General features: G+C 73.0%; 20 protein-coding genes and 3 tRNA genes. 10 read left to right on the top strand and 13 right to left on the bottom strand.

Annotated features, from left to right (window positions below; translation table 11 throughout):
• Positions 1 to 143: 143 nt before the first annotated feature.
• Positions 144 to 599, top strand: coding sequence for a gamma-glutamylcyclotransferase family protein (locus tag ACZ597_RS27755; RefSeq protein WP_471335414.1), 456 nt, complete (start codon positions 144 to 146; stop codon positions 597 to 599).
• Positions 600 to 606: 7 nt separating this feature from the next.
• Here ACZ597_RS27755 and dnaG read toward each other — a convergent pair whose 3' ends face one another.
• The 4 genes from dnaG to ACZ597_RS27735 form a co-directional block, all read right to left on the bottom strand.
• The gene (gene dnaG / locus ACZ597_RS27750) at positions 607 to 2,508 is read right to left on the bottom strand and encodes a DNA primase (protein WP_471335411.1); all 1,902 of its coding nucleotides are present in this window, start codon (positions 2,506 to 2,508) and stop codon (positions 607 to 609) included.
• A gap of 34 nt (positions 2,509 to 2,542) precedes the next feature.
• The gene (locus tag ACZ597_RS27745) at positions 2,543 to 3,817 is read right to left on the bottom strand and encodes an NAD(P)/FAD-dependent oxidoreductase (RefSeq protein WP_471335408.1); all 1,275 of its coding nucleotides are present in this window, start codon (positions 3,815 to 3,817) and stop codon (positions 2,543 to 2,545) included.
• A gap of 94 nt (positions 3,818 to 3,911) precedes the next feature.
• A complete protein-coding gene (locus tag ACZ597_RS27740; RefSeq protein ID WP_471335405.1) occupies positions 3,912 to 5,225 on the bottom strand; it encodes a deoxyguanosinetriphosphate triphosphohydrolase in 1,314 nt (437 codons plus the stop codon).
• 65 nt (positions 5,226 to 5,290) lie between these two features.
• A complete protein-coding gene (locus tag ACZ597_RS27735) occupies positions 5,291 to 6,004 on the bottom strand; it encodes a sirohydrochlorin chelatase (protein WP_471335402.1) in 714 nt (237 codons plus the stop codon).
• Positions 6,005 to 6,317: 313 nt separating this feature from the next.
• Between ACZ597_RS27735 and ACZ597_RS27730 the strand changes: the two genes are divergently transcribed.
• Complete coding sequence (locus ACZ597_RS27730; RefSeq protein WP_471335399.1) at positions 6,318 to 7,061, top strand: SanA/YdcF family protein; 744 nt, start codon at positions 6,318 to 6,320, stop codon at positions 7,059 to 7,061.
• 68 nt (positions 7,062 to 7,129) lie between these two features.
• Complete coding sequence (locus tag ACZ597_RS27725) at positions 7,130 to 7,894, top strand: glucose 1-dehydrogenase (RefSeq protein WP_471335629.1); 765 nt, start codon at positions 7,130 to 7,132, stop codon at positions 7,892 to 7,894.
• Positions 7,895 to 7,901: 7 nt separating this feature from the next.
• On the opposite strand, the gene ACZ597_RS27720 is transcribed toward ACZ597_RS27725, so the two are convergent.
• A complete protein-coding gene (locus tag ACZ597_RS27720; protein WP_471335396.1) occupies positions 7,902 to 8,474 on the bottom strand; it encodes a Uma2 family endonuclease in 573 nt (190 codons plus the stop codon).
• A 164-nt stretch (positions 8,475 to 8,638) separates the two neighbouring features.
• Here ACZ597_RS27720 and ACZ597_RS27715 point away from each other — a divergent pair, with 164 nt between their 5' ends.
• On the top strand, positions 8,639 to 10,717 hold the full coding sequence (locus ACZ597_RS27715) for a molybdopterin oxidoreductase family protein (RefSeq protein ID WP_471335393.1): 2,079 nt from the start codon (positions 8,639 to 8,641) through the stop codon (positions 10,715 to 10,717).
• Positions 10,718 to 10,823: 106 nt separating this feature from the next.
• Positions 10,824 to 11,975: an RNA polymerase sigma factor gene (locus tag ACZ597_RS27710; RefSeq protein ID WP_471335391.1), complete on the top strand. Its 1,152-nt coding sequence runs from the start codon at positions 10,824 to 10,826 to the stop codon at positions 11,973 to 11,975.
• Between the two features lie 71 nt (positions 11,976 to 12,046).
• Here the strand turns inward: ACZ597_RS27710 and ACZ597_RS27705 are convergent, their stop codons facing one another.
• The 4 genes from ACZ597_RS27705 to ACZ597_RS27690 all read right to left on the bottom strand — a co-directional run bounded on the left by ACZ597_RS27705 (position 12,047) and on the right by ACZ597_RS27690 (position 17,606).
• The gene (locus tag ACZ597_RS27705) at positions 12,047 to 13,969 is read right to left on the bottom strand and encodes an ABC transporter ATP-binding protein (protein WP_471335388.1); all 1,923 of its coding nucleotides are present in this window, start codon (positions 13,967 to 13,969) and stop codon (positions 12,047 to 12,049) included.
• On the bottom strand, positions 13,966 to 15,699 hold the full coding sequence (locus ACZ597_RS27700) for an ABC transporter ATP-binding protein (protein WP_471335385.1): 1,734 nt from the start codon (positions 15,697 to 15,699) through the stop codon (positions 13,966 to 13,968). The genes ACZ597_RS27705 and ACZ597_RS27700 overlap by 4 nt, the downstream gene beginning before the upstream one ends.
• Before the next feature lie 121 nt (positions 15,700 to 15,820).
• Positions 15,821 to 17,266, bottom strand: coding sequence for an FGGY family carbohydrate kinase (locus ACZ597_RS27695; protein ID WP_471335382.1), 1,446 nt, complete (start codon positions 17,264 to 17,266; stop codon positions 15,821 to 15,823).
• A gap of 40 nt (positions 17,267 to 17,306) precedes the next feature.
• The gene (locus ACZ597_RS27690) at positions 17,307 to 17,606 is read right to left on the bottom strand and encodes a YtxH domain-containing protein (protein ID WP_471335379.1); all 300 of its coding nucleotides are present in this window, start codon (positions 17,604 to 17,606) and stop codon (positions 17,307 to 17,309) included.
• A gap of 145 nt (positions 17,607 to 17,751) precedes the next feature.
• Here ACZ597_RS27690 and ACZ597_RS27685 point away from each other — a divergent pair.
• From ACZ597_RS27685 to ACZ597_RS27675, 3 genes are all read left to right on the top strand, one after another.
• Positions 17,752 to 17,824, top strand: a tRNA-Asn gene (locus tag ACZ597_RS27685).
• Between the two features lie 5 nt (positions 17,825 to 17,829).
• Positions 17,830 to 17,902 (top strand) — tRNA-Asn (locus ACZ597_RS27680).
• A 184-nt stretch (positions 17,903 to 18,086) separates the two neighbouring features.
• Positions 18,087 to 18,160, top strand: a tRNA-Ile gene (locus tag ACZ597_RS27675).
• A 159-nt stretch (positions 18,161 to 18,319) separates the two neighbouring features.
• On the opposite strand, the gene ACZ597_RS27670 is transcribed toward ACZ597_RS27675, so the two are convergent.
• Positions 18,320 to 18,541, bottom strand: a complete 222-nt coding sequence (locus ACZ597_RS27670; protein WP_471335376.1) for a hypothetical protein — start codon at positions 18,539 to 18,541, stop codon at positions 18,320 to 18,322.
• 297 nt (positions 18,542 to 18,838) lie between these two features.
• Here ACZ597_RS27670 and ACZ597_RS27665 point away from each other — a divergent pair, with 297 nt between their 5' ends.
• Positions 18,839 to 19,825 (top strand): helix-turn-helix transcriptional regulator, encoded by a 987-nt coding sequence (locus ACZ597_RS27665; RefSeq protein WP_471335373.1) that lies wholly within the window; start codon positions 18,839 to 18,841, stop codon positions 19,823 to 19,825.
• A 63-nt stretch (positions 19,826 to 19,888) separates the two neighbouring features.
• Here the strand turns inward: ACZ597_RS27665 and ACZ597_RS27660 are convergent, their stop codons facing one another.
• Positions 19,889 to 20,998: a carboxylate-amine ligase gene (locus ACZ597_RS27660; RefSeq protein WP_471335368.1), complete on the bottom strand. Its 1,110-nt coding sequence runs from the start codon at positions 20,996 to 20,998 to the stop codon at positions 19,889 to 19,891.
• A 249-nt stretch (positions 20,999 to 21,247) separates the two neighbouring features.
• On the opposite strand from ACZ597_RS27660, the gene ACZ597_RS27655 reads away from it, so the two are divergent.
• Positions 21,248 to 22,504, top strand: coding sequence for an MFS transporter (locus ACZ597_RS27655; RefSeq protein ID WP_471335366.1), 1,257 nt, complete (start codon positions 21,248 to 21,250; stop codon positions 22,502 to 22,504).
• A gap of 171 nt (positions 22,505 to 22,675) precedes the next feature.
• Here ACZ597_RS27655 and ACZ597_RS27650 read toward each other — a convergent pair whose 3' ends face one another.
• Positions 22,676 to 22,978, bottom strand: coding sequence for a putative quinol monooxygenase (locus ACZ597_RS27650; RefSeq protein ID WP_471335363.1), 303 nt, complete (start codon positions 22,976 to 22,978; stop codon positions 22,676 to 22,678).
• Between the two features lie 70 nt (positions 22,979 to 23,048).
• Positions 23,049 to 24,392, bottom strand: coding sequence for a carboxyl transferase domain-containing protein (locus ACZ597_RS27645; protein WP_471335360.1), 1,344 nt, complete (start codon positions 24,390 to 24,392; stop codon positions 23,049 to 23,051).
• Between the last annotated feature and the right edge of the window lie 156 nt (positions 24,393 to 24,548).

Genomic DNA, 24,548 nt, shown 5'->3' with positions numbered 1-24,548 from the left:
GGGTGGAACCAGACGTTATGGGGCGCCCGTCACGGGAGCCGGGAGATTGTGTAACAGCGGTGCGTACGGTGGGGGTGCGCGGCGAAGAAGGGCCTTAGGGCCCGGACCCCCGCACCGTCCAGTCGTAGTCGAGGGAGGGCCCAGTGACATCGGCCGATCGGCCGGGATCCGGACCGGGAACCGGATCCGGCGCGCTGCCGTTCTTCGTGTACGGGACGCTGCGGCCGGGGGAGGTCAACCACGACCTGTTCCTGAAGGGCCGTACGGCGGCCGAGGAGCCCGCCCGGCTGCCGGACGCGGCGCTGTACGACGGGCCCGGCTATCCGTACGCCGTAGACCGCCCCGGCTCCGCCATAGCCGGGGAGCTGGTCACCGCCGCGCCGGGGGCGTACGCGGAACTGCTGGTCGCCCTGGACCTGCTGGAGGAGTACGCCGGCCCGGGGCGCCCGGGGAACGTCTACGACCGGGTCGCCCGCGAGGCCGTGCGCCCCGACGGCAGCCGGGTCCGGGCCTGGGTCTACCTGGCGGCCGGCCCGCTGGCCCGCCGCCTCGCGGCGACGGGCACCGAGATCCCGGGCGGGGACTGGCTGCGGCGCTGAGCGGCGTCTACAGCCCTTCGGCGCCGCGGTTGCGCAGCCGCTGCCCGTACTGCTGGAGCACCCACAGCTCCTGCTGGATCGCCGCGTGCTGCTCCGGCGGGGCCTGCGGGCTCAGCCGGGTCATGGCGCCCTGGATCTCCAGCACCCGGCGGTCGACGGCGCGCAGCCGGACCTGCACGAGCTGGACGCCCGCGTAGACCTCGTCCACCGTCTTGGCGTGGATGGCCTCCACCGCCAGTTCCGTGACCATCGCCCGGACGGTGTCGTTCGGAGCGGCCTCGCGGACCCGGACCAGGTAGTCCTCGGTGCCCTGCGAGGCGCCGCCGGCGTCCTGGATGGCCTGGCGGACGGCCGCGTAGGGCGGGGCGGTGAACTCGTCGATCCCGTACGCGTCGAAGGCGGGGGAGACCAGGGCCGGCCGCTGGAGCGCCAGCTTGAGGAGTTCGCGCTCGGTGCGGTGGGCGGGGCTGCGCAGGTTCAGCGCGGGCCCGCCGCCGACGGCCGCCGACGGCGGTGCGGGGGCCGGCTCCTGGGGGCGGCCCCGGCCCTGCTGCTGCGGCTGGTTGCCGCGTTCGCGCGCCCAGCGTGCCAGCTGGGCCACCCGCTTGACCACGAACTGCTCGTCGAGGATGCCCAGCATCCCGGCCAGCTGGACGGCGGACTCGTGCTGGATCGAGAGGTCCTTGATGCTGGCGACGACCGGTGCGGCCTCGGCCAGCGCGGCCGCCCGCCCCGCCGGGTTCTCCAGGTTGTGCCGGCCCACGATGTGCCGCAGGGCGAACTCGAACAGCGGGGTGCGGGAGTCGACCAGCCCGGCCACCGCCGCGTCGCCCTGCGCGAGGCGCAGGTCGCAGGGGTCCATGCCGCCCGGGGCGATGGTGATGGAGGTCTCCGCCGCGAACTTCTGGTCGTCCTCGAACGCGCGCAGCGCGGCCTTCTGGCCGGCCGCGTCACCGTCGAAGGTGAAGATCACCTCGGCGGTCGCGTTGTCCATCAGCAGCCGGCGCAGGATCTTGATGTGGTCCCCGCCGAAGGCCGTGCCACAGGTGGCGATCGCGGTGGTGACCCCGGCCAGGTGACAGGCCATGACGTCGGTGTAGCCCTCGACGACCACGGCCCGCGAGGTCTTCGCGATCTCCTTCTTCGCCAGGTCGATGCCGTACAGCACCTGGGACTTCTTGTAGATCGCCGTCTCGGGGGTGTTCAGGTACTTCGGCCCGTTGTCGTCCTCGCGCAGCTTGCGCGCGCCGAAGCCGACCACCTCGCCGCTGATGTCCCGGATCGGCCACATGAGCCGGCCCCGGAACCGGTCGATGGGCTTGCCGCTGCGGCTGTCCTGGGCCAGCCCGGAGAGGATCAGCTCCTTGTCGGTGAAGCCCTTGCCGCGCAGGAACCGGGTCAGGTGGTCCCAGCCGGCCGGGCTGTAGCCCACGCCGAAGTGCTGGGCCGCCGCCTGGTCGAAGCCCCGCCCCGCCAGGAAGCGGCGGGCGATCTCCGCCTCGGCGCCGCCGAGCTGCTCCGCGTAGAAGAGGGCGGCGGCCTTGTGGGCCTCCACCAGGCGGATCCGCTCGCCGCGGCCGCTGGTGCCGGCGGTGTAGCCGCCCTCCTCGTACCGCAGGGTGATCCCGGCCTGGCCGGCCAGCCGTTCGACCGCCTCCGAGAAGGAGAGGTGGTCGATCTTCATGATGAAGTCGAGGGTGTCCCCGCCGGCCTGGCAGCCGAAGCAGTGGTAGAAGCCCTTGCTGGGGCTGACCTGGAAGGACGGGGACTTCTCGTCGTGGAAGGGGCACAGGCCCTTGAGGTTGCCGCCGCCGGCGTTGCGCAGCTGGAGGTACTCCGAGACCACGGCGTCGATCGGGACCGCGTCCCGTACCGCCTTCACGTCGTCGTCGTTGATCCGTCCTGCCACCCGTGAATTCTACGGCCGGGCGGCGGCGAACCCGTCAGGCCCCCTCCGCCGGCACCAGGGACTCAAGCGGAACGGAAGGATCCGCCAGCTTCTCGCGGTCCACCGGCGTCTTCGACCTGATCAGGGCCTGGATGGGCTCGACGACGTCCCACACGTTCACGTTCATCCCGGCCAGCACCCGGCCCTCCGAGAGCCAGAACGCGACGAACTCCCGCTTGCCGACGTCCCCGCGCACCAGCACCTGGTCGTAGCCGCCCGCCGGGGCGTACCCGGAGTACTCCAGGCCCACGTCGTACTGGTCGGAGAAGAAGTACGGCACCCGCTCGTACGAGACCTCCTGCCCCAGCATCGCCCGCGCGGCGGCCGGACCGCCGTTGAGGGCGTTGGCCCAGTGCTCGACGCGCAGCCGGGTGCCCAGCGCCGGATGGTGGGCGGCGGCCACGTCCCCGACGGCGTAGACGTCCGGGTCGGAGGTGCGCAGCGAGGCGTCCACGGCGATGCCGCCGCCGTGCTCCCGGTCCACCAGCGCCAGCCCCGAGGTCTCGGCGAGCGCGGTCCGCGGCGCCGCTCCGATCGCGGCGAGCACCGCGTGCGCCGGGTGCTCCTCCCCGTCGTCGGTGCGGGCGGCCATCACCATGCCGTCCTGGCCGACGATCTCCGTCAGCCTCGCGCCGAAGTGGAAGCGCACCCCGTGCTCGGCGTGCAGGTCGGTGAAGAGCCGGCCGACCTCCGGGCCGAGCACCGCGTGCAGCGGGGTCGCCAGCGGCTCGACCACGGTCACCTCCGCGCCGTACGTACGGGCCGCCGCCGCCACCTCCAGGCCGATCCAGCCCGCGCCGGCGATCAGCAGGTGGCCGTTGTCCCGGCCCAGGGAGGTCAGTGCCTTGCGCAGCAGGTCGGCGTGGGCGAGCCGGCGCAGGTGGTGCACCCCGGCCAGGCCCGTGCCCGGGATGTCCAGGCGGCGCGGCTCGGCACCGGTGGCCAGCAGCAGCTTGTCGTAGTGCATCAGGGTGCCGTCGCCCAGGCGCACCGTCTTCGCCGCACGGTCCAGGTGCACCGCGGGCTGGCCCAGGTGCAGCTCGACGTCGGCGCTCGCGTACCAGGACGGCTTGTGCACGAAGACGCTGTCGCGCTCCTCCTTGCCCACCAGGTATCCCTTGGACAGCGGGGGCCGCTCGTAGGGATGGTCGCGCTCGTCGCCGATCAGGATCACCCGGCCCGTGAACCCCTCCGCCCTCAGCGTTTCGGCGGCCTTGGCCCCGGCCAGCCCCGCGCCGACGATGATGAACGTCTGGTTTGCGTCGACCACCTGATGCCTCCTCATAACCTGTCGGCCACTTGCGGCCATCTTGCGAGCGTCCCGCACCCAGCCTGCCGCGTGAAGGGGGAGTGGCCCGATCGGCTCACCCTTCGGCGCGCCGCCCGCGTCGGGTGAGGCGCGCGTGCAGTGAACGGGCGGCCGCGTCGGTCAGGCAGGCGATCTGGTCGATGACCGCGCGTTTGCGGGCCCTGTCGTCCGCCGCCGCGTCGAAGATCGCCCGGAACTGGGGGTCCAGGCCCTCCGGCGCGCGGGCGCTGAGCGCCTCCGCCAGTTCGGCCAGGACGATGCGCTGGTCGGCCCTCAGCCGCTCCTGCTCGTCGCGCTGCATCACGTACAGGTCGGCGACCGCCTTGAGGACCGCGCACTCGTTGCGCGCGTCGCGCGGCACCACCAGCTCCGCCGCGTACCGGGTGAGCCGGCCGGAGCCGTACGCCTCGCGGGTGGCGCCCTCGGCGGCCAGGCAGAAGCGGCCGATCAGCTGGCTGGTGGCGTCCTTCAGGCGGGCCTGCGCCACCGCCGAACCGTCGTAGCCGTGCGGCCACCAGTCCTCCTCCATCAGCCGGTCCAGCGCCTCGCGCAGCTCCTCCGGGGAGGTGTCGGCGGGCACGTAACGGCCGATCGCCACCTGCCAGATGGCGGCCCGCTCGGGCTCGGCGAAGAGGAGGTTGGGGTCGAGGTGACCGGCGTGCAGGCCGTCCTCGAAGTCGTGCACGGAGTACGCGACGTCGTCCGCCCAGTCCATGACCTGGGCCTCGAAGCACTTGCGGTCGGCGGGCGCACCGCGCCGCAGCCACTCGAAGACCGGCAGGTCGTCCTCGTAGGCGCCGAACTTCACCGAGTCCGGGTCGGTGGGGTGGCCGCCGCGCGCCCAGGGGTACTTGGTGGCCGCGTCGAGGCAGGCGCGGGTCAGGTTGAGGCCGACGCTCAGCTGCTCGCCGTCCGGGCCGGCGACGAACCGCTTGGGCTCCAGCCGGGTCAGCAGGCGCAGCGACTGGGCGTTGCCCTCGAAGCCGCCGCAGTCCTTGGCGAACTCGTTGAGCGCCTCCTCGCCGTTGTGCCCGAACGGTGGGTGGCCCATGTCGTGGGAGAGGCAGGCCGCTTCGACCAGGTCCGGATCGCAGCCGAGGGCCGCGCCGAGCTCCCGGCCGACCTGCGCGCACTCCAGGGAGTGCGTGAGCCGGGTGCGGGGGCTCGCGTCCCAGTCGAAGGAGCGGGTGCCGGGGGTGACGACCTGCGTCTTCCCGGCGAGGCGGCGCAGCGCGGCCGAGTGCAGCACCCGGGCGCGGTCGCGCTGGAAGGCGGTGCGGCCGGGCCGTTTGTCCGGCTCGGCGGCCCATCGTTCGGTGGCGGCCGGATCGTAGGACTCGTAGGCGGGGACGTGCGCGGTGCCTTCCATGCTGAGACGTTAACCGGAGTCACCGACAATCCGAGCAATCGGAACCTACCGAACCTGCGCGGCCTTCACGCGGTGGCCAGTTCCGGCTCCCGCGCGCTGCGGGCGAGCGCTTGGTCGTAGCGGTGCAGCACCAGTCGGGCGAGTGCCGGGTGCGCGCCGAGCGGGGCCGCCGCCGGGCCGGTGGCGGCGGCCGCGCTCGCGGCGGCGAACCGGCCCGGGGCGACGAAGTACGAGGCCACGGCCGTCCGGCGGTGACCCCGGGCGGCCAGTGCCCGGACGGCGTCCGCGACGCTCGGGGCGGCCGCCGACGCGTACGCGGGGACCACGGGGACCCCGCCGAGCCGTTCGGAGAGCAAGTGGGCGCCGCGGCGGGTGTCGGCGGCGGAGTCGGGGTCGAGGGACCCGGCCGAGGCCAGTACGACGGCCGTGCCCGGGGTCCAGCCGGCCTCCAGGAGGTGCTCGAACAGGGCCTCCACGAGCAGCGGGTGGGGGCCGAGCGGGTCGGCGATCCGGATCCGCAGGTGTCCGGCCCGGGCCGCGGCGGCGGGTAGGTCGCGCTTGACGTGGGTGCCGCGTCCGAGCAGCAGCGGCACGAGGACGGCCGCCCCGGCGGTGTCCCGCAGGGTGTCGGCCAGCAGCGGCCGGTTCAGCTCGATGTGGCCGAGGCGGACGTCGAGGGCGGGGCGGAGCTCGCGGACCCGTTCGAGCAGGGCGAGGACGGTGTGCGGGGCGCGCGGGTCGCGGCTGCCGTGGGCCACGGCGACGAGGGCGGGGTGCATGTGGGGACTCCGTGGTGCCGGGCGCGTGGTGGGCGCAGGCCGCTGAGCTGGGTGCCGAGCTGGTCGGTGATCCGGGTCAGCAGCTCGGCCGCGCTGCCGAAGGGGAAGGACTGGGTGGCGGGAGGGTGCACCGGCTCCGTCATGGACCGATCCTGCGGGGTCCGGATTGCGTGGGCGTTGCGCGGGGGTGACGGGTGGTTTCCTGCCGCTCACTCGGTCATTCGTACGAGTGAAAGGCGTGGTGGGTGGAACTGGGGGGAGGGGGTGGTTCGTCAATCCGTGCGAAAGGTGTGTGGGACGAGGGGGATCGGTCATGGGGGAGCGGGAGCAGGGGCGGGCGGGGCGGTTCGGCGCCGGCCGGTGGAGGGCGCTGCTGCGGACGGCGCGGACGGCGCGGACGGCGCGGACGGTGCGGGCGCGCCGGCGGGCCGTGCAGGCGGTGATGGCGCTGTGCGTGCTGGCCCTGCTGCCCTCGACGTGGACGCACGCCGCGGCAGCCGACCGGCTGCGGACCACCGCCGGGGCGCCCGACGCGGGGGTGGCGGTGGTCTTCGGGGCGGGCCTGTGGAAGGGCCGCCCGACGCCGTACCTGGCGTACCGGCTCGACGCGGCCGTGGAGCTCTACCGCGCGGGCAAGGTCAAGGTGGTCCTGGTGACCGGGGACAACAGCCGCACCGAGTACGACGAGCCGGGCGCGATGCGGACGTACCTCAGGGGGCACGGCATACCCGACGACCGGATCGTCAGCGACTACGCCGGGTTCGACACCTGGGACTCCTGCGTGCGGGTCCGGGAGATATTCGGGGTGCGCCGGGCGGTGCTGATCAGCCAGCACTTCCACATCCACCGCGCGGTGGCCCTGTGCCAGGCGGCGGGCGTGGACTCCTACGGCGTCGGGGTGGACGACGAGCACGACTCCACCTGGTACTACGGCGGCGCCCGCGAGGTCTTCGCGGCCGGCAAGGCGGCCCTGGACGCGGCCTTCCAGCCGGAGCCGAGGTTCCTCGGCCCGAAGGAAGAGGGGGTGTCGCGGGTCCTGGCCGCTCTGGCAGACTGACGCCGCGATCGGCATATGCCGATTAGTCATATACCGATGTGTCTGCGTCAGGGGTGTGGATCGTGGCTGTGGTGGATCTGAGCGGCAAGGTCGTCGTCATCACCGGCGGGGCACGGGGCCTGGGCGCGGCAGCCGCGCAGGCGGTCGTCGACGGCGGCGGCCGGGTGCTGGTCACCGACCTGCTGGAGGCCGAGGGCGCCGAAACCGCCGCCGAGCTCGGCGACGCGGCCCGCTTCCTGCGGCACGACGTGACCAGCGAGACCGACTGGCGGGCGGCGCTGGAGTACGCGGTCGCCGAGTTCGGCCGGATCGACGGGCTCGTCAACAACGCCGGCATCTCCACCGGCCAGTTCCTGGAACACGAGAGCGTCGAGCACTTCCGCCAGGTCATCGAGGTCAACCTGGTCGGCGTGTTCATCGGGATCAAGACCGCGATACCCCTGCTGCGGGCGAACGGCGGCGGATCCGTCGTCAACATCTCCTCCGCCGCCGGCCTCACCGGACTCGCCCTCACCGCCGGGTACGGGGCCTCCAAATGGGGCGTGCGCGGACTGTCGAAGATCGGCGCCGTCGAGCTCGCCGAGGCGAAGATCCGCGTCAACTCCGTCCACCCCGGCATGACGCTCACCCCGATGACCGCCCCCGTCGGCATCCAGGCCGGCGAAGGCAACTACCCCGGCGCCCCGCTGGGCCGCGTCGGAGTCCCCGAGGAGATCGCGGCCGCCGTCGCCTTCCTCCTCTCCGACGCCGCCGGCTACATGACCGGCGCCGAACTCGCCGTGGACGGCGGCTGGACGGCCGGCCTGACGGTCAAGTACCTCACCGGCCAGTAGGCCGGGCTCACCGAGTCAGGCGTGCCAGATCGATCTCGATGTCGAAGGGCACGCTCGTCTTGAGGTGCTCCCGGTGGATACCGGTGGGGACGTAGGTGCGGGTCGTGTCGTCGAGCTCGTACGCGTGGACCACCGGGAGGCCGTGCTCCTCCTCGACGCGCCAGAAGTGCCGGATCCCCGCCCGGGCGTACTTGAAGGGCTTCGTCTCCCGGTCCCGCTCCTGCGACTCCTCGGAGACCACCTCGACGACCAGCGCCACGTCCTCGGGCAGGAAGCAGGTCCGGTCCGGGTCGTAGGCGACCGACGCGGCGATGACATCCGGCTCGGGACGGCTCTTCACGCTCAGTCGCACGGTCATCTGCGCCTCGACCGTGCTCTCCTCCGGGGCCCGGTCCTCCAGCGCGGCGGTCAGGCGGCGGATGACACGGTCGTGCCAGGACCGTTGGGGCGACATCATGAAGACCAGTGCACCGTCGATGAGCTCGGTGTGGCGGGGCAGGTTCGGGATGTGGTCGAGGTCGTCGGCCTCCCAGCCGCTGGCACGCGGCGGGTAGAGCCACTCGGGCAGCGTGGCGGTCATGGTCTCCTCCAGTCCTGACCCCGTCAGCCTAGCCACGCCCGCCGTCGGAAGGGCCGTATCGGGTCCGGCTCACCGTGCGGGGCCGGGACCTGGGAGGGCGGCGTACCCCGCGCGTAACGCGGGGTGAAGCCCCCGCGTAACACCCGGGCCGCACCCTGGGCCGTATGCACAGCTCCCCGGAAGCCACCGCCACCCACTGCCCCTACTGCGCCCTGCAGTGCGGCATGAACCTGCGCCCGGCCCCGGACGGCGACGCGGTGACGGTCGAGGAGCGCACCGACTTCCCCGTGAACCGGGGCGCGCTGTGCGGCAAGGGCCGCACCGCCCCCGCCGTGCTCTCCTCCCGGGTACGCCTGACCGAGCCGCTCGTCCGCACCCACGCCGGCGGCCCGCTCGTCCCGGCCACCTGGGAGGAGGCCCTCGACGCCGTCGCCGAGGGACTCGCCCGCACCCGCCGCGCCCACGGCCCCGACGCCGTCGGCGTCTTCGGCGGAGGCGGCCTGACCAACGAGAAGGCCTACGCCCTCGGCAAGTTCGCCCGCGTCGCCCTCGGCACCTCCCAGATCGACTACAACGGCCGCTTCTGCATGTCCTCGGCCGCCGCCGCGCACCAGAAGGCCTTCGGCCTCGACCGCGGACTGCCCTTCCCGCTGGAGGACATCCCCCGCTCGGGCTGCGTCGTCCTCGTCGGCTCCAACCCCGCCGAGACCATGCCCCCCTTCGTGCGCTACCTCACCGAGCTCAAGGCCAACGGCGGCACCCTGATCGTCGTCGACCCCCGCCGCACCCGCACCGCCGAGCAGGCCGACCTCCACCTCGCGCCCCGCCCCGGCACCGACCTCGCCCTCGCCCTCGGACTCCTGCACCTGGTCGTCGCCGAGGGCCGCGCCGACGAGGAGTTCATCAGCGAACGCACCACCGGCTGGGAGGACGCCCGCGCCGCAGCCATGGCCCACTGGCCCGAACTGGTCGAGCGCATCACCGGGATCCCCGTCCCCGAACTGCGCCGCGCCGTCGACCTGTTCTGCACCCCCTCCTCCGCCATGGTCCTCACCGCCCGGGGACCGGAGCAGCAGTCCAAGGGCACCGACACCGTCGGCGCCTGGATCAACCTCTGCCTCGCCACCGGCCGCGCCGGCCGCCCGCACTCCGGCTACGGCTGCCTCACCGGCCAGGGCAACGGCCAGGGCGGCCGCGAGCACGGCCAGAAGGCCGACCAGCTCCCCGGCTACCGCAAGCTCACCGACCCCGCCGCCCGCGAACACGTCGCCCGCGTCTGGGGCGTCGACCCGCAGAGCCTGCCCGGCCCCGGCCGCAGTGCCTACGAACTCCTCGACGCCCTCGGCGGCGACGTCAAGGCCCTCCTCCTCATGGGCTCCAACCCGGTGGTGTCCGCCCCCCGCGCCGCCCACGTCGAGGACCGGATCCGCTCCCTGGACTTCCTCGCCGTCGCCGACGTCGTCCTCTCCGAGACCGCCGCACTCGCCGACGTGGTCCTGCCCGTCACCCAGTGGGCGGAGGAGACCGGCACCACCACCAACCTGGAGGGCCGCGTCCTGCTGCGCCGCCGCGCCCTCACCCCGCCGCCCGGCGTCCGCGGCGACCTGGACCTCCTGCACGGGCTCGCAGCCCGCCTCGGCGTGGAGAAGGGCTTCCCCACCGACCCCGAGGAGGTCTTCGAAGAGCTCCGCCGCGCCTCCGAAGGCGGCCCCGCCGACTACTCCGGCATCTCCTACTCCCGCATCGAAGCCGAACAGGGCGTCTTCTGGCCCTGCCCCGAAGGCTCCCCGGGACAGCCCCGCCTCTTCCTGGACCGCTTCGCCACCGACGACGGCCGGGCCCGCTTCACCCCCGTCTCCCACCGCGACGCCGCCGAGGTCCCCGACGCCGAGTACCCGCTGCTGCTCACCACCGGCCGGGTCGTCGCCCAGTACCAGTCCGGGGCCCAGACCCGCCGCGTGCCCGAACTCAACGCCGCCGCCCCCGGCCCCTTCGTGGAACTCCACCCGCGCCTCGCGGCCCGCCTCGGCGTCACCGACGGCACCCCGCTCGCGGTGACCTCCCGCCGGGGGCGGGCCGTCGCCCCGGCCCGCGTCACGGACACCGTCCGCGCCGACACCGTGTTCATGCCGTTCCACTGGCCCGGCGAGGGCCGCGCCAACACCCTCACCAACCCGGCCCTGGACCCCGTCTCGCGGATGCCCGAGTTCAAGGTCTGCGCGGTCCGCGTGGAACCCGCGTAACTCCGGTCGGACATGAGTCCGATCCGCATCGGGATTCCCGCCAGGGGGTAACCATCCGTCACGCAGCGGGCTCAGAAAGTGCTCGCACGCCCCTCGTGGCAGCGATGTGTCGTACCCCACACTGAGGTGCGGTGCCACCGTCCTCGGAGCCCTGGAGGTCGCCCCCGTGCAGACCCAGACCCTGACCGTGAACGCGAGCCGCCCCGCCGACGACGCCTCCGATCCGGATCCCGAGGCCGAGGCCGACACGGTGGAGGACGCCGGCGACGAGGAGCCCGAGGTCCTCGAACTCATCGAGCCGGCACCCCCGCAGCGCGTGCGCGGCCGCGACAACGGCGCCGGGACCGGGCCCTCCGCCGACCTCTTCCGCCAGTACCTGCGCGAGATAGGCAGGATCCCGCTGCTCACCGCCGCCGAAGAGGTCGAACTCGCCCGGCGCGTGGAAGCGGGCCTCTTCGCCGAGGAGAAACTCGCCGGCGCCACCGACCTCGACTCCCAGCTCGCCGTGGACCTCGACAAACTCGTCGTCATGGGCCGGATGGCCAAACGCCGGCTCATCGAGTCGAACCTGCGGCTCGTCGTCTCCGTCGCCAAACGCTACGTCGGCCGCGGACTGACCATGCTCGACCTGGTCCAGGAGGGGAACCTCGGCCTGATCAGGGCCGTCGAGAAGTTCGACTACGCCCGCGGCTACAAGTTCTCCACCTACGCCACCTGGTGGATCCGGCAGGCGATGTCACGCGCCCTCGCCGACCAGGCCCGCACCATCCGCGTCCCCGTCCACGTCGTCGAACTGATCAACCGCGTCATCCGCGTCCAGCGCCGCATGCTCCAGGAACGCGGCTACGAACCCACCGCCGAAGAAGTCGCCGTCCACCTGGAACTGACCCCCGAACGGGTCCTGGAGGTGCTCCGCCTCGCGCAGGAGCCCGTCTCCCTGCACGCCCCGGTCGGCGAGGAGGACGACGTGGCCCTCGGCGACCTGATCGAGGACGGTGACGCCGCCTCCCCCATGGAGTCCGCCGCCTTCTTCCTGCTGCGCGAACACCTCGAAGCCGTCCTCTCGACCCTCGGCGAACGCGAACGCAAGGTCGTCCAGCTCCGCTACGGGCTCGCCGACGGCCGCCCCCGTACCCTGGAGGAGATCGGCCGCATCTTCGGCGTCACCCGCGAGCGGATCCGCCAGATCGAGTCCAAGACCCTCAACAAGCTGCGCGACCACGCCTTCGCCGACCAGCTGCGCGGCTACCTCGACTGACCCGCACGAGGAGCAGGGAAACGGAAAGGGGGCGCCCCGGAGGACGCCCCCACCCGCTCACGGCCCGCCGGTCAGTCGACCTCGGCCACCGCCTGCGCGAACTGCGCCGCGTACAGCCGCGCGTACGCGCCATCCGACGCCAGCAGCTCCTCGTGCGTGCCCTGCTCCACGATCGAACCGCCCTCCATCACCAGGATCACGTCGGCGTCGCGGATCGTCGACAGCCGGTGCGCGATCACGAACGACGTACGGCCGTGCGCCAGGCGCGCCATCGCCTTCTGGATCAGCACCTCGGTACGGGTGTCCACCGAGCTCGTCGCCTCGTCGAGCACCAGGATCACCGGGTCCGACAGGAACGCCCGCGCGATGGTGATCAGCTGCTTCTCACCCGCGCTGACGCCCGCGCCCTCGTCGTCCAGCACCGTGTCGTAGCCGTCCGGCAGGGTGCGGATGAAGCGGTCCGCGTGCGCCGCCCGCGCGGCCTCCTCGATCTCGGCGCGCGTCACCTCACGGGACGCGCCGTAGGCGATGTTCTCCGCGATCGTGCCGCCGAACAGCCAGGTGTCCTGGAGCACCATGCCGATCCCGCCCCGCAGCTCCTCGCGGGTCATCTTCGCGATGTCCACCCCGTCCAGGGCGATTTCCCCGCCCGTGACCTCGTAGAACCGCATCAGCAGGTTGACCAGCGTGGTCTTGCCGGCGCCCGTCGGGCCGACGATGGCGACCGTCTGGCCCGGCTCCACCGTCAGCGAGAGGTTCTCGATGAGCGGCTTGTCCGGCTCGTAGCGGAAGGCCACCTTGTCGAGGGTGACCTGACCGCGCAGCTCCTCCGGACGCTCCGGAACCTCCGCGTCCGGCTCCTGCTCCGGCGCGTCCAGCAGCTCGTACACCCGCTCCGCCGAGGCGACGCCCGACTGCACCAGGTTCGCCATCGACGCCACCTGCGACAGCGGCATCGAGAACTGGCGCGAGTACTGGATGAAGGCCTGCACGTCACCGATCGACAGGGTGCCCGAGGCCACCCGCAGACCGCCGACGACCGCGACCAGCACGTAGTTGACGTTCGATATGAAGAACATCACCGGCTGCATGATGCCGCTGACCAGCTGCGCCTTGAAGGAGGCCCGGTACAGCTCCTCGTTGTGCTCGGCGAAGACCGCCGCCGACTCCTTCTGCCGCCCGAAGACCTTCACCAGCGAGTGGCCGGAGTACATCTCCTCGATGTGGGCGTTCAGCGCGCCCGTGCTCTTCCACTGCGCCACGAACTGCGGCTGGGACTTCTTCCCGATCTTCGCCGCGACCACCACCGACACCGGTACGGTCACCAGCGCGACCAGCGCCAGCAGCGGCGAGATCCAGAACATCATCACCAGCACGCCGACGATCGTGAGCAGCGAGTTCATCAGCTGGCCCATCGTCTGCTGGAGGGTCTGGCCGATGTTGTCGATGTCGTTCGTCGCCCGGCTCAGCACCTCGCCGCGCTTCTGCTGGTCGAAGTACGACAGCGGCAGCCGCGACAGCTTCGCCTGGAGCTCCTCGCGCATCCGGTAGACGGTGCCGTTCATCACGTGGTTCGACAGCCTCGTCGCGACCAGCATCAGCAGGCCCGCCAGGGTGAACACCACCAGCGCCCACAGCGCGGTGACCCCGACGGCACCGAAGTCGATGCCCTGCCCCGGGGTGAAGTCGGTGCCGGACAGCATGTCCGCCATCCCGCCCTGGCCCCGGTCGCGCAGCCCGTCCAGCGCCTGCTGCTTGGTCAGACCGTCCGGCATCTGCCGCCCGACGATCCCCGCGAACACCAGGTCGGTGGCCTCGCCGAGGATCTTCGGCCCGACCACCGCGCAGCCGACGCTGCCGACCACGGCGGCGACCATGCCCCCCAGCTTCGCCCGGTCCTGGGCCAGCTGGCGCAGCAGGCGCTTGCCCGACCCCTTGAAGTCCAGGGACCGCTGGCCCGGCCCCGTCATCATCCGTCCTCCGGGCCCGCTCATGCGGCCTCCGCCTCCGTCAGCTGGGAGAGCACGATCTCCCGGTAGGTCTCGTTGCCGGCCATCAGCTCGTGGTGACGGCCCTCGCCCACCACCTGGCCCTCGTCGAGGACGATGATCCGGTCGGCGTCGCGGATCGTGGAGACCCGCTGGGCGACGATGACGACCGTCGCGTCCTCGGTCTCCTGGGCGAGCGCCGCCCGCAGCGCCGCGTCCGTCGCGTAGTCCAGGGCCGAGAAGGAGTCGTCGAACAGGTAGATCTCCGGGCGCTGCACGAGCGTGCGGGCGATCGCCAGACGCTGGCGCTGACCGCCGGAGACGTTCGTCCCGCCCTGGGCGACGGGTGCTTCCAGCCCGCCCTCCAGCTCGGACACGAAGCCCTTGGCCTGGGCGACCTCCAGGGCCCGCCACAGCTCCTCGTCGGTCGCGTCCGGGCGCCCGTAGCGCAGGTTGGAGGCGATCGTCCCGGAGAACAGGTACGGCTTCTGCGGGACCATGCCGACCGTCCGGGCCAGCAGCTCCGGGTCGATCCGGCGCACGTCCTCCCCGTCGACCAGCACGTCACCGCCGGTCGCGTCGAACAGCCGCGGCACCAGGCCCAGCAGCGTGGACTTGCCGCTGCCCGTGGAGCCGATCACCGCGGTGGTCTCGCCGGGACGGGCCACCAGGTCCACCCCGCGCAGCACCGGGGCCTCGGCACCCGGGTAGCGGAAGTCGGCGCCGCGCAGCTCCAGCTGCCCGCGCCGGGCGAGCGTACGCACCGGGTCGGCGGGCGGGACCACGCTGGACCCGGTGTCCAGGACCTCCTGGATGCGCTCGGCGCAGACCTCGGCTCGCGGCACCATCATGAACATGAAGGTGGCCATCATCACGGCCATGACGATCTGCATCAGGTAGGCGAGGAAGGCGGTCAGCTGGCCGATCTCCATGCCGCCGCCGTCCACCCGCATCGCACCGAACCAGATGACGGCGACGCTGGAGATGTTCACGACCAGGATGACGACCGGGAACATCAGGGCGAGCAGCTTGCCGGAGGCCAGCGAGACCTCGGTCAGCTCGGTGTTCGCCCGGCGGAAGCGCTCCTCCTCGTAGCCGTCGCGGACGAAGGCGCGGATCACGCGGTTGCCGGTGATCTGCTCGCGCAGCACGCGGTTGACGACGTCGAGACGGTCCTGCATCAGGCGGAACAGGGGCCGCGTCTTCCAGACGATCGCGCCGACCGAGACGCCGAGCACGGGCACCACCGCGAGCAGGACGCCCGACAGCTTCACGTCGAGCGACAGCGCCATGGCGATGCCGCCGACGCACATGATCGGTGCCGAGACCATCAGGGTGAAGGTCATCAGCACCAGCATCTGGACCTGCTGGACGTCGTTCGTCGTACGGGTGATCAGAGAGGGGGCGCCGAACTGGCCCAGCTCCCGAGCGGAGAAGCTCTGCACCCGGTCGAAGACGGAGGCGCGGACGTCGCGGCCGAGGGCGGCCGCCGTGCGGGCACCGTAGTAGACGGCCCCGGCGTTGCAGACGAGCTGGACGAGGGAGACCCCGAGCATCAGAGCGCCGAAGCGCAGGATGTAGCCGGTGTCCCCGTTGACGACACCGTCGTCGATGATGTCCGCGTTGAGGGTGGGCAGGTAGAGGCTCGCACTGGTCTGCAGGAGTTGCAGCAGCACCAGTGCGGCGATGGGTTTCTTGTACGGACCCAGGTGGGTCCGCAGCAGTCGTATGAGCACGCGCAGGCTCCGGTAGGCAAGATCGAGGGGGTTCACTCCATCTTCGGCCAACGGGTGGCCCGAACCCCACCGGATTTCGCAAAGCCCGTTCAAAAGGACCGGGGCCGTCCGGACTCCCGCCCTAGAACCCGAACGCCCCCGGGTGCAGCTGCTCCCGCGTGGTGACGTACTGCTGGCGGACGGCCTGCCAGGCCGGGTAGTCCTCGCCCGGCTCGAACACCTGGGCCGGAGGGGCCGGCCACAGCGGCGGGACGTGCGGGGCCAGCGTGCCCTGCCGCACCCCGAGCGCCCAGGCCGCCTGCCGGGCCGCGCCCAGCGCCGCGTAGTCCGCCGGAGCGGGCACGACCACCTGCGTCCCGAACAGCCCCGGCGCCGCGGCCTGTACGGCGGGCAGCTCGGCGGCGGCCCCGAGCAGGAACACCCGGCGGATCCCCACGCCCCGGTGCCGCAGCACGTCGAGGGCGTCGACCAGCCCGCACAGCATCCCCTCGAAGGCGGCCCGCGCGAGGTGCTCGGGCTTCATCGAGTCCCGGCGCAGCCCCGACAGGGTCCCCGCGGTGTGCGGCAGGTTCGGGGTCCGCTCTCCCTCCAGGTACGGCAGGAGCACGAGCCCGTGTGCACCCGGGGTCGACTTCAGCGCGAGCGCGCTCAGCCCCTCCAGGTCGGTGCCCAGCATGTCGGCTGTGCCGCGCAGGGCCCGTACGGCGTTGGAGGTGTTCACCACCGGCAGGTGCATGCCGCCCGCGTCGGCGAGGGAGGTGATCAGGCCGCCCGGGTCGGACAGGGCCTCGTGGTGCACGGCCATCACCGAACCGGAGGCGCCCAGCGAGACCACCGCGTCCCCCGGGCCGATGCCCAGCCCCAGCGCGGCGGCGGTGGTCTCCCCGGTACCGGCGGAGATCAGCAGCCCCTCGGGCGTCATCCCGGCGGCGTCGGCGGGACCGAGCACCTCGGGCAGCAGCGCCTGGTGCCCGAGCGCCAGCTCGACCAGGTCGGGCCGGTAGGAGCCGGTGGCCGCCGACCAGTACCCGGTGCCCGAGGCGCCGGCCCGGTCGGTGGTGCGGCGCGCGGGCCGGCCGAGCAGCTGCCAGACGAGCCAGTCGTGCGGGGACATCACCACCGCGACCCGGCGCGCGGCCTCCGGCTCGTTGCGGGCCATCCAGGCGAGCTTCGTGATCGGCTGCGCGGCGTGCGGGACGGCGCCGACGGCGGCCACCCAGGCGGCCTTGCCGCCGAGCGCACCGATCAGGTCGGCGGCGGCGACCTGGCCGCGCTTGTCGTTGCCGATCAGGGCCGGACGGATCAGCGCGCCCTGCGCGTCCAGCGGCAGCAGGCCGTGCTGCTGCGCGGAGACGCCGATGGCCTGGACGCCTTCCAGCAGCCCGCCCCCGGCGGCTTCGCCGAGGGAGAGCAGCCAGGCCTGCGGGTCGGTCTCATGGGGGACGGTCTCACCGGCGGGCTGCGGATGGGGCGCGTAGCCCTGGCGCAGCACGGCCCCCGTGTCCGTGTCGCAGACGACGATGCGAGTGAAGGTGGAAGAGCTGTCCAGCCCGGCGACTATCCCCATGCGGAGAATTCTGCCGCACGCCGGGCCGGAACCAGCCGCCTCAGGTGTTGCTCGTGCCCCACTCGTCTTCGGAACCCTGCCTCCGGTCGCGCAGTGACCGGACGTGCTTCGCCACGGAGGCGGGGACGGCGTCGCCGACCTTGTCGCCCACCGCCGCGAACGCCTTGCCCGCGAACTGCCGCCCGGTCTGCCCGGCGGTCTCGGCGGCGTTGCGCACCGCCGGGTTCTGCGCGATGCGCCGGGCGGACTTCTTCATCTCCTCGTACCGCTCGCGTCCCGCCGCCGCGCCCACCACGTATCCGAGGGCTACCCCGGCGAGGAACGTGACCTTGTAGCGCATGCCTGCCACCCTTCGTTGTCTCGGTGCCCGGCCTGCTGCGATACCGATTGGCGGAGCACCCCCCTGCTTGCGCTAATCTATGACTCGCAACGGGCGCTCGCCCCCCGGCAAGGCCGGAGGTGGGCTGTTCGGTGCACCGCAGCAATCCCCTGTAGCTCAATTGGCAGAGCAGCCGGCTGTTAACCGGCAGGTTACTGGTTCGAGTCCAGTCGGGGGAGCGCGGTCCCCTGTAGCTCAATTGGCAGAGCAGCCGGCTGTTAACCGGCAGGTTACTGGTTCGAGTCCAGTCGGGGGAGCAGGAAGAGGAGAGGACCCGGGAGGGTCCTCTTTCTTTTTGTCCTGATCCGGGAACCGGGCAGCCTTCAGCGCGGTCTCTCTGAACAAGCGCAGCCGATCATGCGGGGCATCCGAGGCAGGAGATCGTATGAGCGGCTATGCTGCGGCAGACGGCGCGCACACATGTACGCGCCACGCCGTAAAGGGGCGGTAGCTCAGCCGGTTAGAGCAGCGGACTCATAATCCGTCGGCCGTGGGTTCGAGTCCCACCCGCCCCACCGCAAGCCGCAGGTGCAGAAACGATTGCACCTGCGGCTTCGGCGTTTCCGGGGGGAGGCCGTGCGGGCGGGGTGTGGCGTACGTCACGGCAGGGCCGGGGTGGTCGGCTCCCGCTGCCGGTCTTCGCCCGTTCGGCCCCTGGGCGTCGGCGGTCGGTCTCAGCCGATCAGGCTCTCGTCCGCGGCGGAGGAGTCCGCGCCGACCGTCTGCGGGCCCGCCGCCTGGACCGAGTCCCACACGATGTGACCCGGCGCCGTGGCCGCCTGGACCGAGTCCCACACGATGTGACCCGGGCCGACGGTTGCGGCGGTGAAGGCGGCGGTGCAGGACAGCAGGGCGGTGAGGCCGGCGGCAGCGATCAGGCGAGCGGTGCGAGACATGGATCCCCCTGGAACACGAACGGCTTCGGTGTGGTGCGGTTGGGGCGCGCTGCACCGGTCCGGCCTTTCGGCCCTGGCCTGGGGTGGGGCTCCGTGCCCCGCCGTCCCGGTGAACACCATCCTGCAAGCCCGCGTATGGGTGCAGAAGAGGAATCGGATGGCACCAAGGTGACAGGCACCAAGGTGCCGCGGAGACAAGATCGAAAGAGACTGCCCATGGCCGGACCTGCGCACCTTTAGGATCAAGACAACCGGCGGGAATTCATCCGTCGGACCAACACGCCGGGGGGCACAAGCATGCTGGAAGCGTTGGGACTGGACACCCTCGTAGAGGCCGTCTACCGGGAGATGCTCGCCGATCCGACCGGCGGAGTGGCCGAATTGGGCGCACGCCTGGGGATGACCGAGGCGGAGGTGCGCGAGGGGCTCGACCGGCTCGTCGACCTCGAACTGCTCACCCCCTCGCGGGACAACGCGGGCGGACTGCGGGCCGTCAGCCCCGAAGCCGGGCTGGAGCAGATACTGCGCCGCCAGGAAGAGGAACTGATACGCCGCCAGCAGGAACTGGCGGCCAGCAAGGCGGCGGCGGCCCGCGCCGTCGCGGAGTTCGCGGGCCTGCGGCCCAACACCGAATCCGACGGCGCCGAACGGCTCGTGGGCCTCGACGCCATCCAGTCCCGGCTGGAGGTCCTCGCCCGGGACCTCACCGTCGAATGCCTCTCGATCATTCCCGGCGGCGCCCAGTCCCAGGCCAGCCTGGAGGCCTCACGGCCCCTCGACACGGATGCCCTGCGACGCGGCATCCAGCTGCGCTCGGTCTACCAGGACAGCGTCCGCAACGACCCCGTCACCCTGGCCTACGTGCAGTGGTCGACCGACCTCGGGGGGCAGGTCCGCACCAGCCCGGTGCTGCCGCCCCGCCTGGTGATCTTCGACCGGAAGACCGCCGTGGTCCCCATCGACCCCGCGAACTCCAAGCTCGGTGCCCTCTGCACCACTTCCCCCGGCATCGTCGCCTCCCTCGTCAGCCTCTTCGAGCAGACCTGGGAGCAGGCCGTCCCGCTCGGCGCCGCCCGCGCACAGGCCGCCGAGGACGGGATCACCGCCGGTGAACGCGAACTGCTCAAGCTGCTGGCCTCCGGCCTGACCGACGAAGCCGCGGGCAAGCGGCTCGGGGTCTCCCTGCGCACCGTCCGCCGCCAGATGTCCGCGCTGATGGAACGCCTCAACGCCACCAGCCGCTTCGAAGCCGGACTGCGCGCCGCCCAGCGCGGCTGGCTCTGAGACGCGCCGCGGCCGCGGACGCCCCCAGCGGGCACCCGCGGCCGCTGCCGCCGGACGGACCGGCTAGAAGTTCTCCGTCTCCTCCACCAGGTGGCGCAGCACGTCCGTGAGGTCCTCACGGCGGGCGAAGGCCGTACGCTGCCGGGCGGCCCCCGATCCGTCGCGCAGCAGCCCGCCCAGGGTCTTCGCCGCGTGGTCCAGGTCGCCCACGGCGGCCAGGTCCGGGGCCACCAGGTCGAGCAGCGCCTCCGCCAGGTCGGCAGCCGGCACCTCGGCACCCGTGTACGGGTCCAGGCCGAAGCCCTCCAGGCCGTCGTGCGCCGCCCGCCAGCGCGCGAGACGCAGTACGTCGTCCCGTACGGGCGGATCCGGCAGACCCTCCGCGATGGCGCGCAGCGCCGACGCCACCAGGGCCCGCCCCAGCTCCGCCTGGAGCACGGCCGTGTCGATGTCCGGGGACATGTCGGGCGCCCGGATCTCGAGCGTGGGCCAGTTTCCGGACGGACGGAGGTCCCAGTAGACCATCTTGGTGTCCAGGGCCGCCCCCGAGCCGAGCAGGGTCTCCACCGAGTGCCGGAAGTGGGCCGTGGACGTGAAGTGCGGGGGCAGCCCCGCCGAGGGCCAGCCCGACCAGGCCATCGCCCGCCAGCTGGAGTGCCCGGTGTCCCGGCCGCCCCAGAAGGGGGAGTTGGCGGCCAGCGCGATCAGCGTGGGCAGCCATGGTCTGACCCGGTTGGACACGGCCACCGCGGTGTCCACGTCGAGGGTGCCGATGTGGATGTGGCGGCCGCAGCTCACCAGGGTGTCCGTCAGCGCGCCGAACCGCCGGTGCTGCTCCCGCTGGCGCGGCTCGTCGTCGGTCAGGTGCAGGGGCCCCTCCACCGCCACGACGGGCGAGGGAGCGGCCAGCAGCCGGCAGCCGTGCGCACGTGCCGCCGCGGACAGCGCGCGCCGCAGGACGGCGAGCTCCTCGCGGAGGGTCACCGCCGAATCCGCGACCGGGGTGGAGATCTCCACCTGGTACCGGGTCCCCTCGGCGTGCAGCTGCTGCGGGAGCCCGGCGGCGGTGGCGAGGACGAGCGGTGCGGCCGGGACCACCCGCAAGGTGGTGGCGTCGACGAGCAGGAACTCCTCCTCGACCCCGACCGTGAGGGGGGTGGGAACGCCGCTCACGCTGGTGCTCGTTGTGCTGTTGCCAGGTTCGATCACTACGCCTCCCTGGACATACGAGTCTTTTCATCATGAGCGGACAGGGGGCGTGGAGGGTACGCCGATTTGGTCAAATGTCTGATGACAGTGGCGGGTTAGCGGCAAGGCCGGTCCCTGCCTGGGGCCCCGGATCCGCGTGGTGAGGGCGTTGCGGGTGTGTGAACGCTCCCCGGTCTCCAGGGCCGCCCCAGCGGGGCCTGGTTACCATCCCCTGTGACCGGAACCGCCTCCCCTCCACGACCGAAGCGACGGATATTCGCCGACCTGACCCCGCTGCGCACCTCCGCCGACTACCGGCGGCTGTGGGTGGGCGGCACCATCTCCTGGATGGGCCAGGCGATGACCGCCCTCGCGATCTCGCTCCAGGTCTACGAGATCACCGGCTCCAACTTCTCCGTCGGCCTCGTCGGGCTGTTCTCGCTCGTCCCGCTCGTCGCCTTCGGCCTGTACGGCGGCGCCATCGCCGACACCGTCGACCGGCGCAAGCTCGGCCTCTACAGCCAGACCGGACTCACCGTCCTCTCCGTCGGCCTGGCCGCCGCCGCCCTGCTCGGCTACCACCGGGTCTGGCTGCTCTACACGGTCGTCGCCCTCCAGGCCGTCTGCGGGGCGCTGAACGGACCCGCCCGCTCGGCCATGATCCCGAAGCTGCTGCCGCCCGAGCAGCTGCCCGCCGCCAACGCGCTGAACTCCGTCACCATGACCTCCGGGACGATGCTGGGCCCGGTGCTGGGCGGCGTGATCGTCGGCTGGTGGGGCTACCAGGCGGCGTACCTGATCGACGCGGTGACCTTCGTCGCCGCCCTGTACGCCATGTGGCGGCTGCCCTCGATGCTGCCGGAGGGCCGCAAGGGCGGGCGGGCCTCCGTCCTCGACGGCCTGCGCTTCCTCGGCACCCGGCCGAACGTCCGGATGACCTTCTTCGCGGACCTGGCCGCCATGGTGCTGGCGCAGCCGAAGGCGCTGTTCCCGGCCGTCGCCGTGCTCTGGTACGGCGGCGACGCGAAGACCGTCGGCCTGCTCGTCGCCGCCCCCGCGGTGGGCGCGCTGCTGGGCGGACTGTTCTCCGGCTGGCTGGGCCGGATCCAGCGGCACGGGCTGGCCATCCTGCTCTCCGTCGCGGCGTGGGGGCTGGCCATCGCCGTCTTCGGCCTGACGCGGAACCTCTGGCTGGGGCTGCTCTTCCTGGCAGCGGCCGGCTGCGCCGACACCGTCTCGATGGTGTTCCGCAGCACGATGCTCCAGGCGGCCACACCGGACGCGATGAGGGGGCGCCTGCAGGGCGTGTTCATCGTGGTCGTCGCGGGCGGACCCCGGCTGGGGGACTTCCTCGCGGGGTCGGCCGCCGACCTGGCCTCTCCGACGGTCGCCGTCACGGGCGGCGGGCTGGCCTGCGTACTGGTGCTGGGCGCTCTGGCCGCGCGGTGGCGCTCGTTCGCCCGCTACGACGCCCGCTCGCCACAGGCGTAGCGCCCCCCTTTCGACGCGCCGCCGGTGCACGGGCCGGGGCGTCGCCGGGGTCTCCGGCAAGTCGGCGCCCTGCCCGGCTGGAGGCGGCCCGCGGGAACACCCCCGCCGCCGAGGCCGCCGCGCGGCTTCGGCTGACCGCTGACCGCTGACCGCTGACCGGGTCGGGTCCGCTCAGGCCAGCGGTTCGGGGTCCAGCCGGATCACCTCCGCCGGGCCCGCCCGGAACCCGGCACAGGCGGCGTCGGACTCGACCATGTGCGGTGTGACGTCGTGAGCGGCGAGCGCCGCCCGCGACGCCCACCGCTCGATGAGGACGAAGCGGTCGGGGTCGCCGCTCACCCCGTGGAGGTCGTAGCGCAGGCAGCCCTCCTCGGCCCGGACGACCGGCGCGAGGCGTTCGTACGCCTCGACCTGCTCCGGGCCCCGGCCGGGGAGGGTGGTGATCAGGACGACGAGCTGCACGGGCTGTGACATGCGGCGGAGCGTACGTCCCCAACTCCGCCGACCGGAAACGGCGTTCAGTGGCTGAGATCAGTCTGCGGGATCAGCGCAGGGGAGGAACGATTCCCCGGGCCACGCCCAGCGCGACCAGGTCCTGCGGCCGGATGCGCAGCTGGTCCGCCGTCGCGGGCGCCTCCTCGGCGGGGCGCTTGAGGATGGCCGCCGCCAGCTCCGGGGCGATCACCGAGAAGTAGCTGTCCGGGGTGACCCACGTGTTCCCGGGCGCGGCCAGCGCCAGTGCCCCGCCGGAGCCGCCCTCCCCGATCAGCAGGGTGGTCACCGGTACGGCGGCCTCCGCGAGCGCCGCGAACGTGTCGGCGATGGCCGGACCGGCACCGGCGTGCTCGGCGGCAGCGTCGTTCGCCGCGCCCGGGGTGTCCACCAGGGTGAGCACCGGGATGCCGAGCCGGTCCGCGAGCCGGATCACCCGGGCCGCCGTACGGTAGCCCGCCGGGCGGGTGGCCGTGCCGCACTGGGCCGCGTACGCGACCGCCCGCCCCTCCCGCAGCCCGAACCCGCACAGCATCCCGGGGTCGGCGGCCCCGGCCCGGTCCCCGCGCAGCGGCAGGCGCAGCTCGAAGTACGCGTCCAGGTACGCCCCCGCCCGCGGGCGGTCCGGGTGCCGGGCCTGCCGGACGGCGTCCCAGCCGGTCTCCGGGGGCACTACGCCGGCCAGCGCGGCCGGGGGCTCGACGGGGGTGGTGGCGCGGGGCGCGGCAAGCACCCGCAGCCAGTCCGCCACGGCCCCCGGCAGCTCCGCCGCGGGCACGACGGCGTCGACGTGCCCGGCCCCGTACTGCCCCTCGGCGGTGTAGGCCGCCGGATCGGCGTCCGCCGGCCGCACCCGGGACCCGGCGAAGCCGACCTGCGCCCCGGGCAGCGCCAGCACCACATCGGCCCCCGCCCCGAGGGTGGCCCACCCGCCGCCGGTGGTGGGGTCGCGCAGCACCGCGATCTGCGGCAGCCCGGCGGCCCGGGTGAGCACGCACTGCCGCGCCACCCGCTGGAGCTGGGTCAGCGCCAGCATGCCCTCCTGCATCCGCGAGCCGCCGGTCGCGATCAGGGACACCAGCGGCAGGCGCTGCTCCCGAGCATGCGTGTACGCGGCCTCCAGCCGGTCTCCGGTGCGCTGCCCGAGGGAGCCGCCGAGGAAGCCGAACTCGAAGGAGATCACGGTGGCCGGCCGGCCGCCGACGAGGGCGGTCCCGACGACCACCGACTCCGACTCGCCGGTCCGCGCGCCGGCCCGGCCCCGGGAGGCGTCGTAGCCGGCCCAGCCGATGGGCCCGTCGGCGGGCGACTCCGCGCGCGGTGCGGGGAGTTCGGTGAACGTGTCGGGATCGATGAGGGCGGCGATGGCGGCACGGGCCGAGAGACGGGTCGTCACCCGGCCACCCTAGGCGGAGCCTGCGCAGGGGGCCATCCGCTACCTGCGGTTCGGGGGCTGGGGTACGCGGCTTGCGGCGCGGGCCCCCTGTCTCCCCCTCGAGCGGGTGAGGGCGGGTGGGCAGCCGCCGAGCCGCCCCCGCCCCCTCGTCGAGGG

This window comes from Streptomyces sp. NPDC040718 (assembly GCF_055593565.1).
The sequence above is the reverse complement of the archived record's forward strand: the minus strand, read 5'-3'. Positions and strand labels throughout refer to the sequence as shown.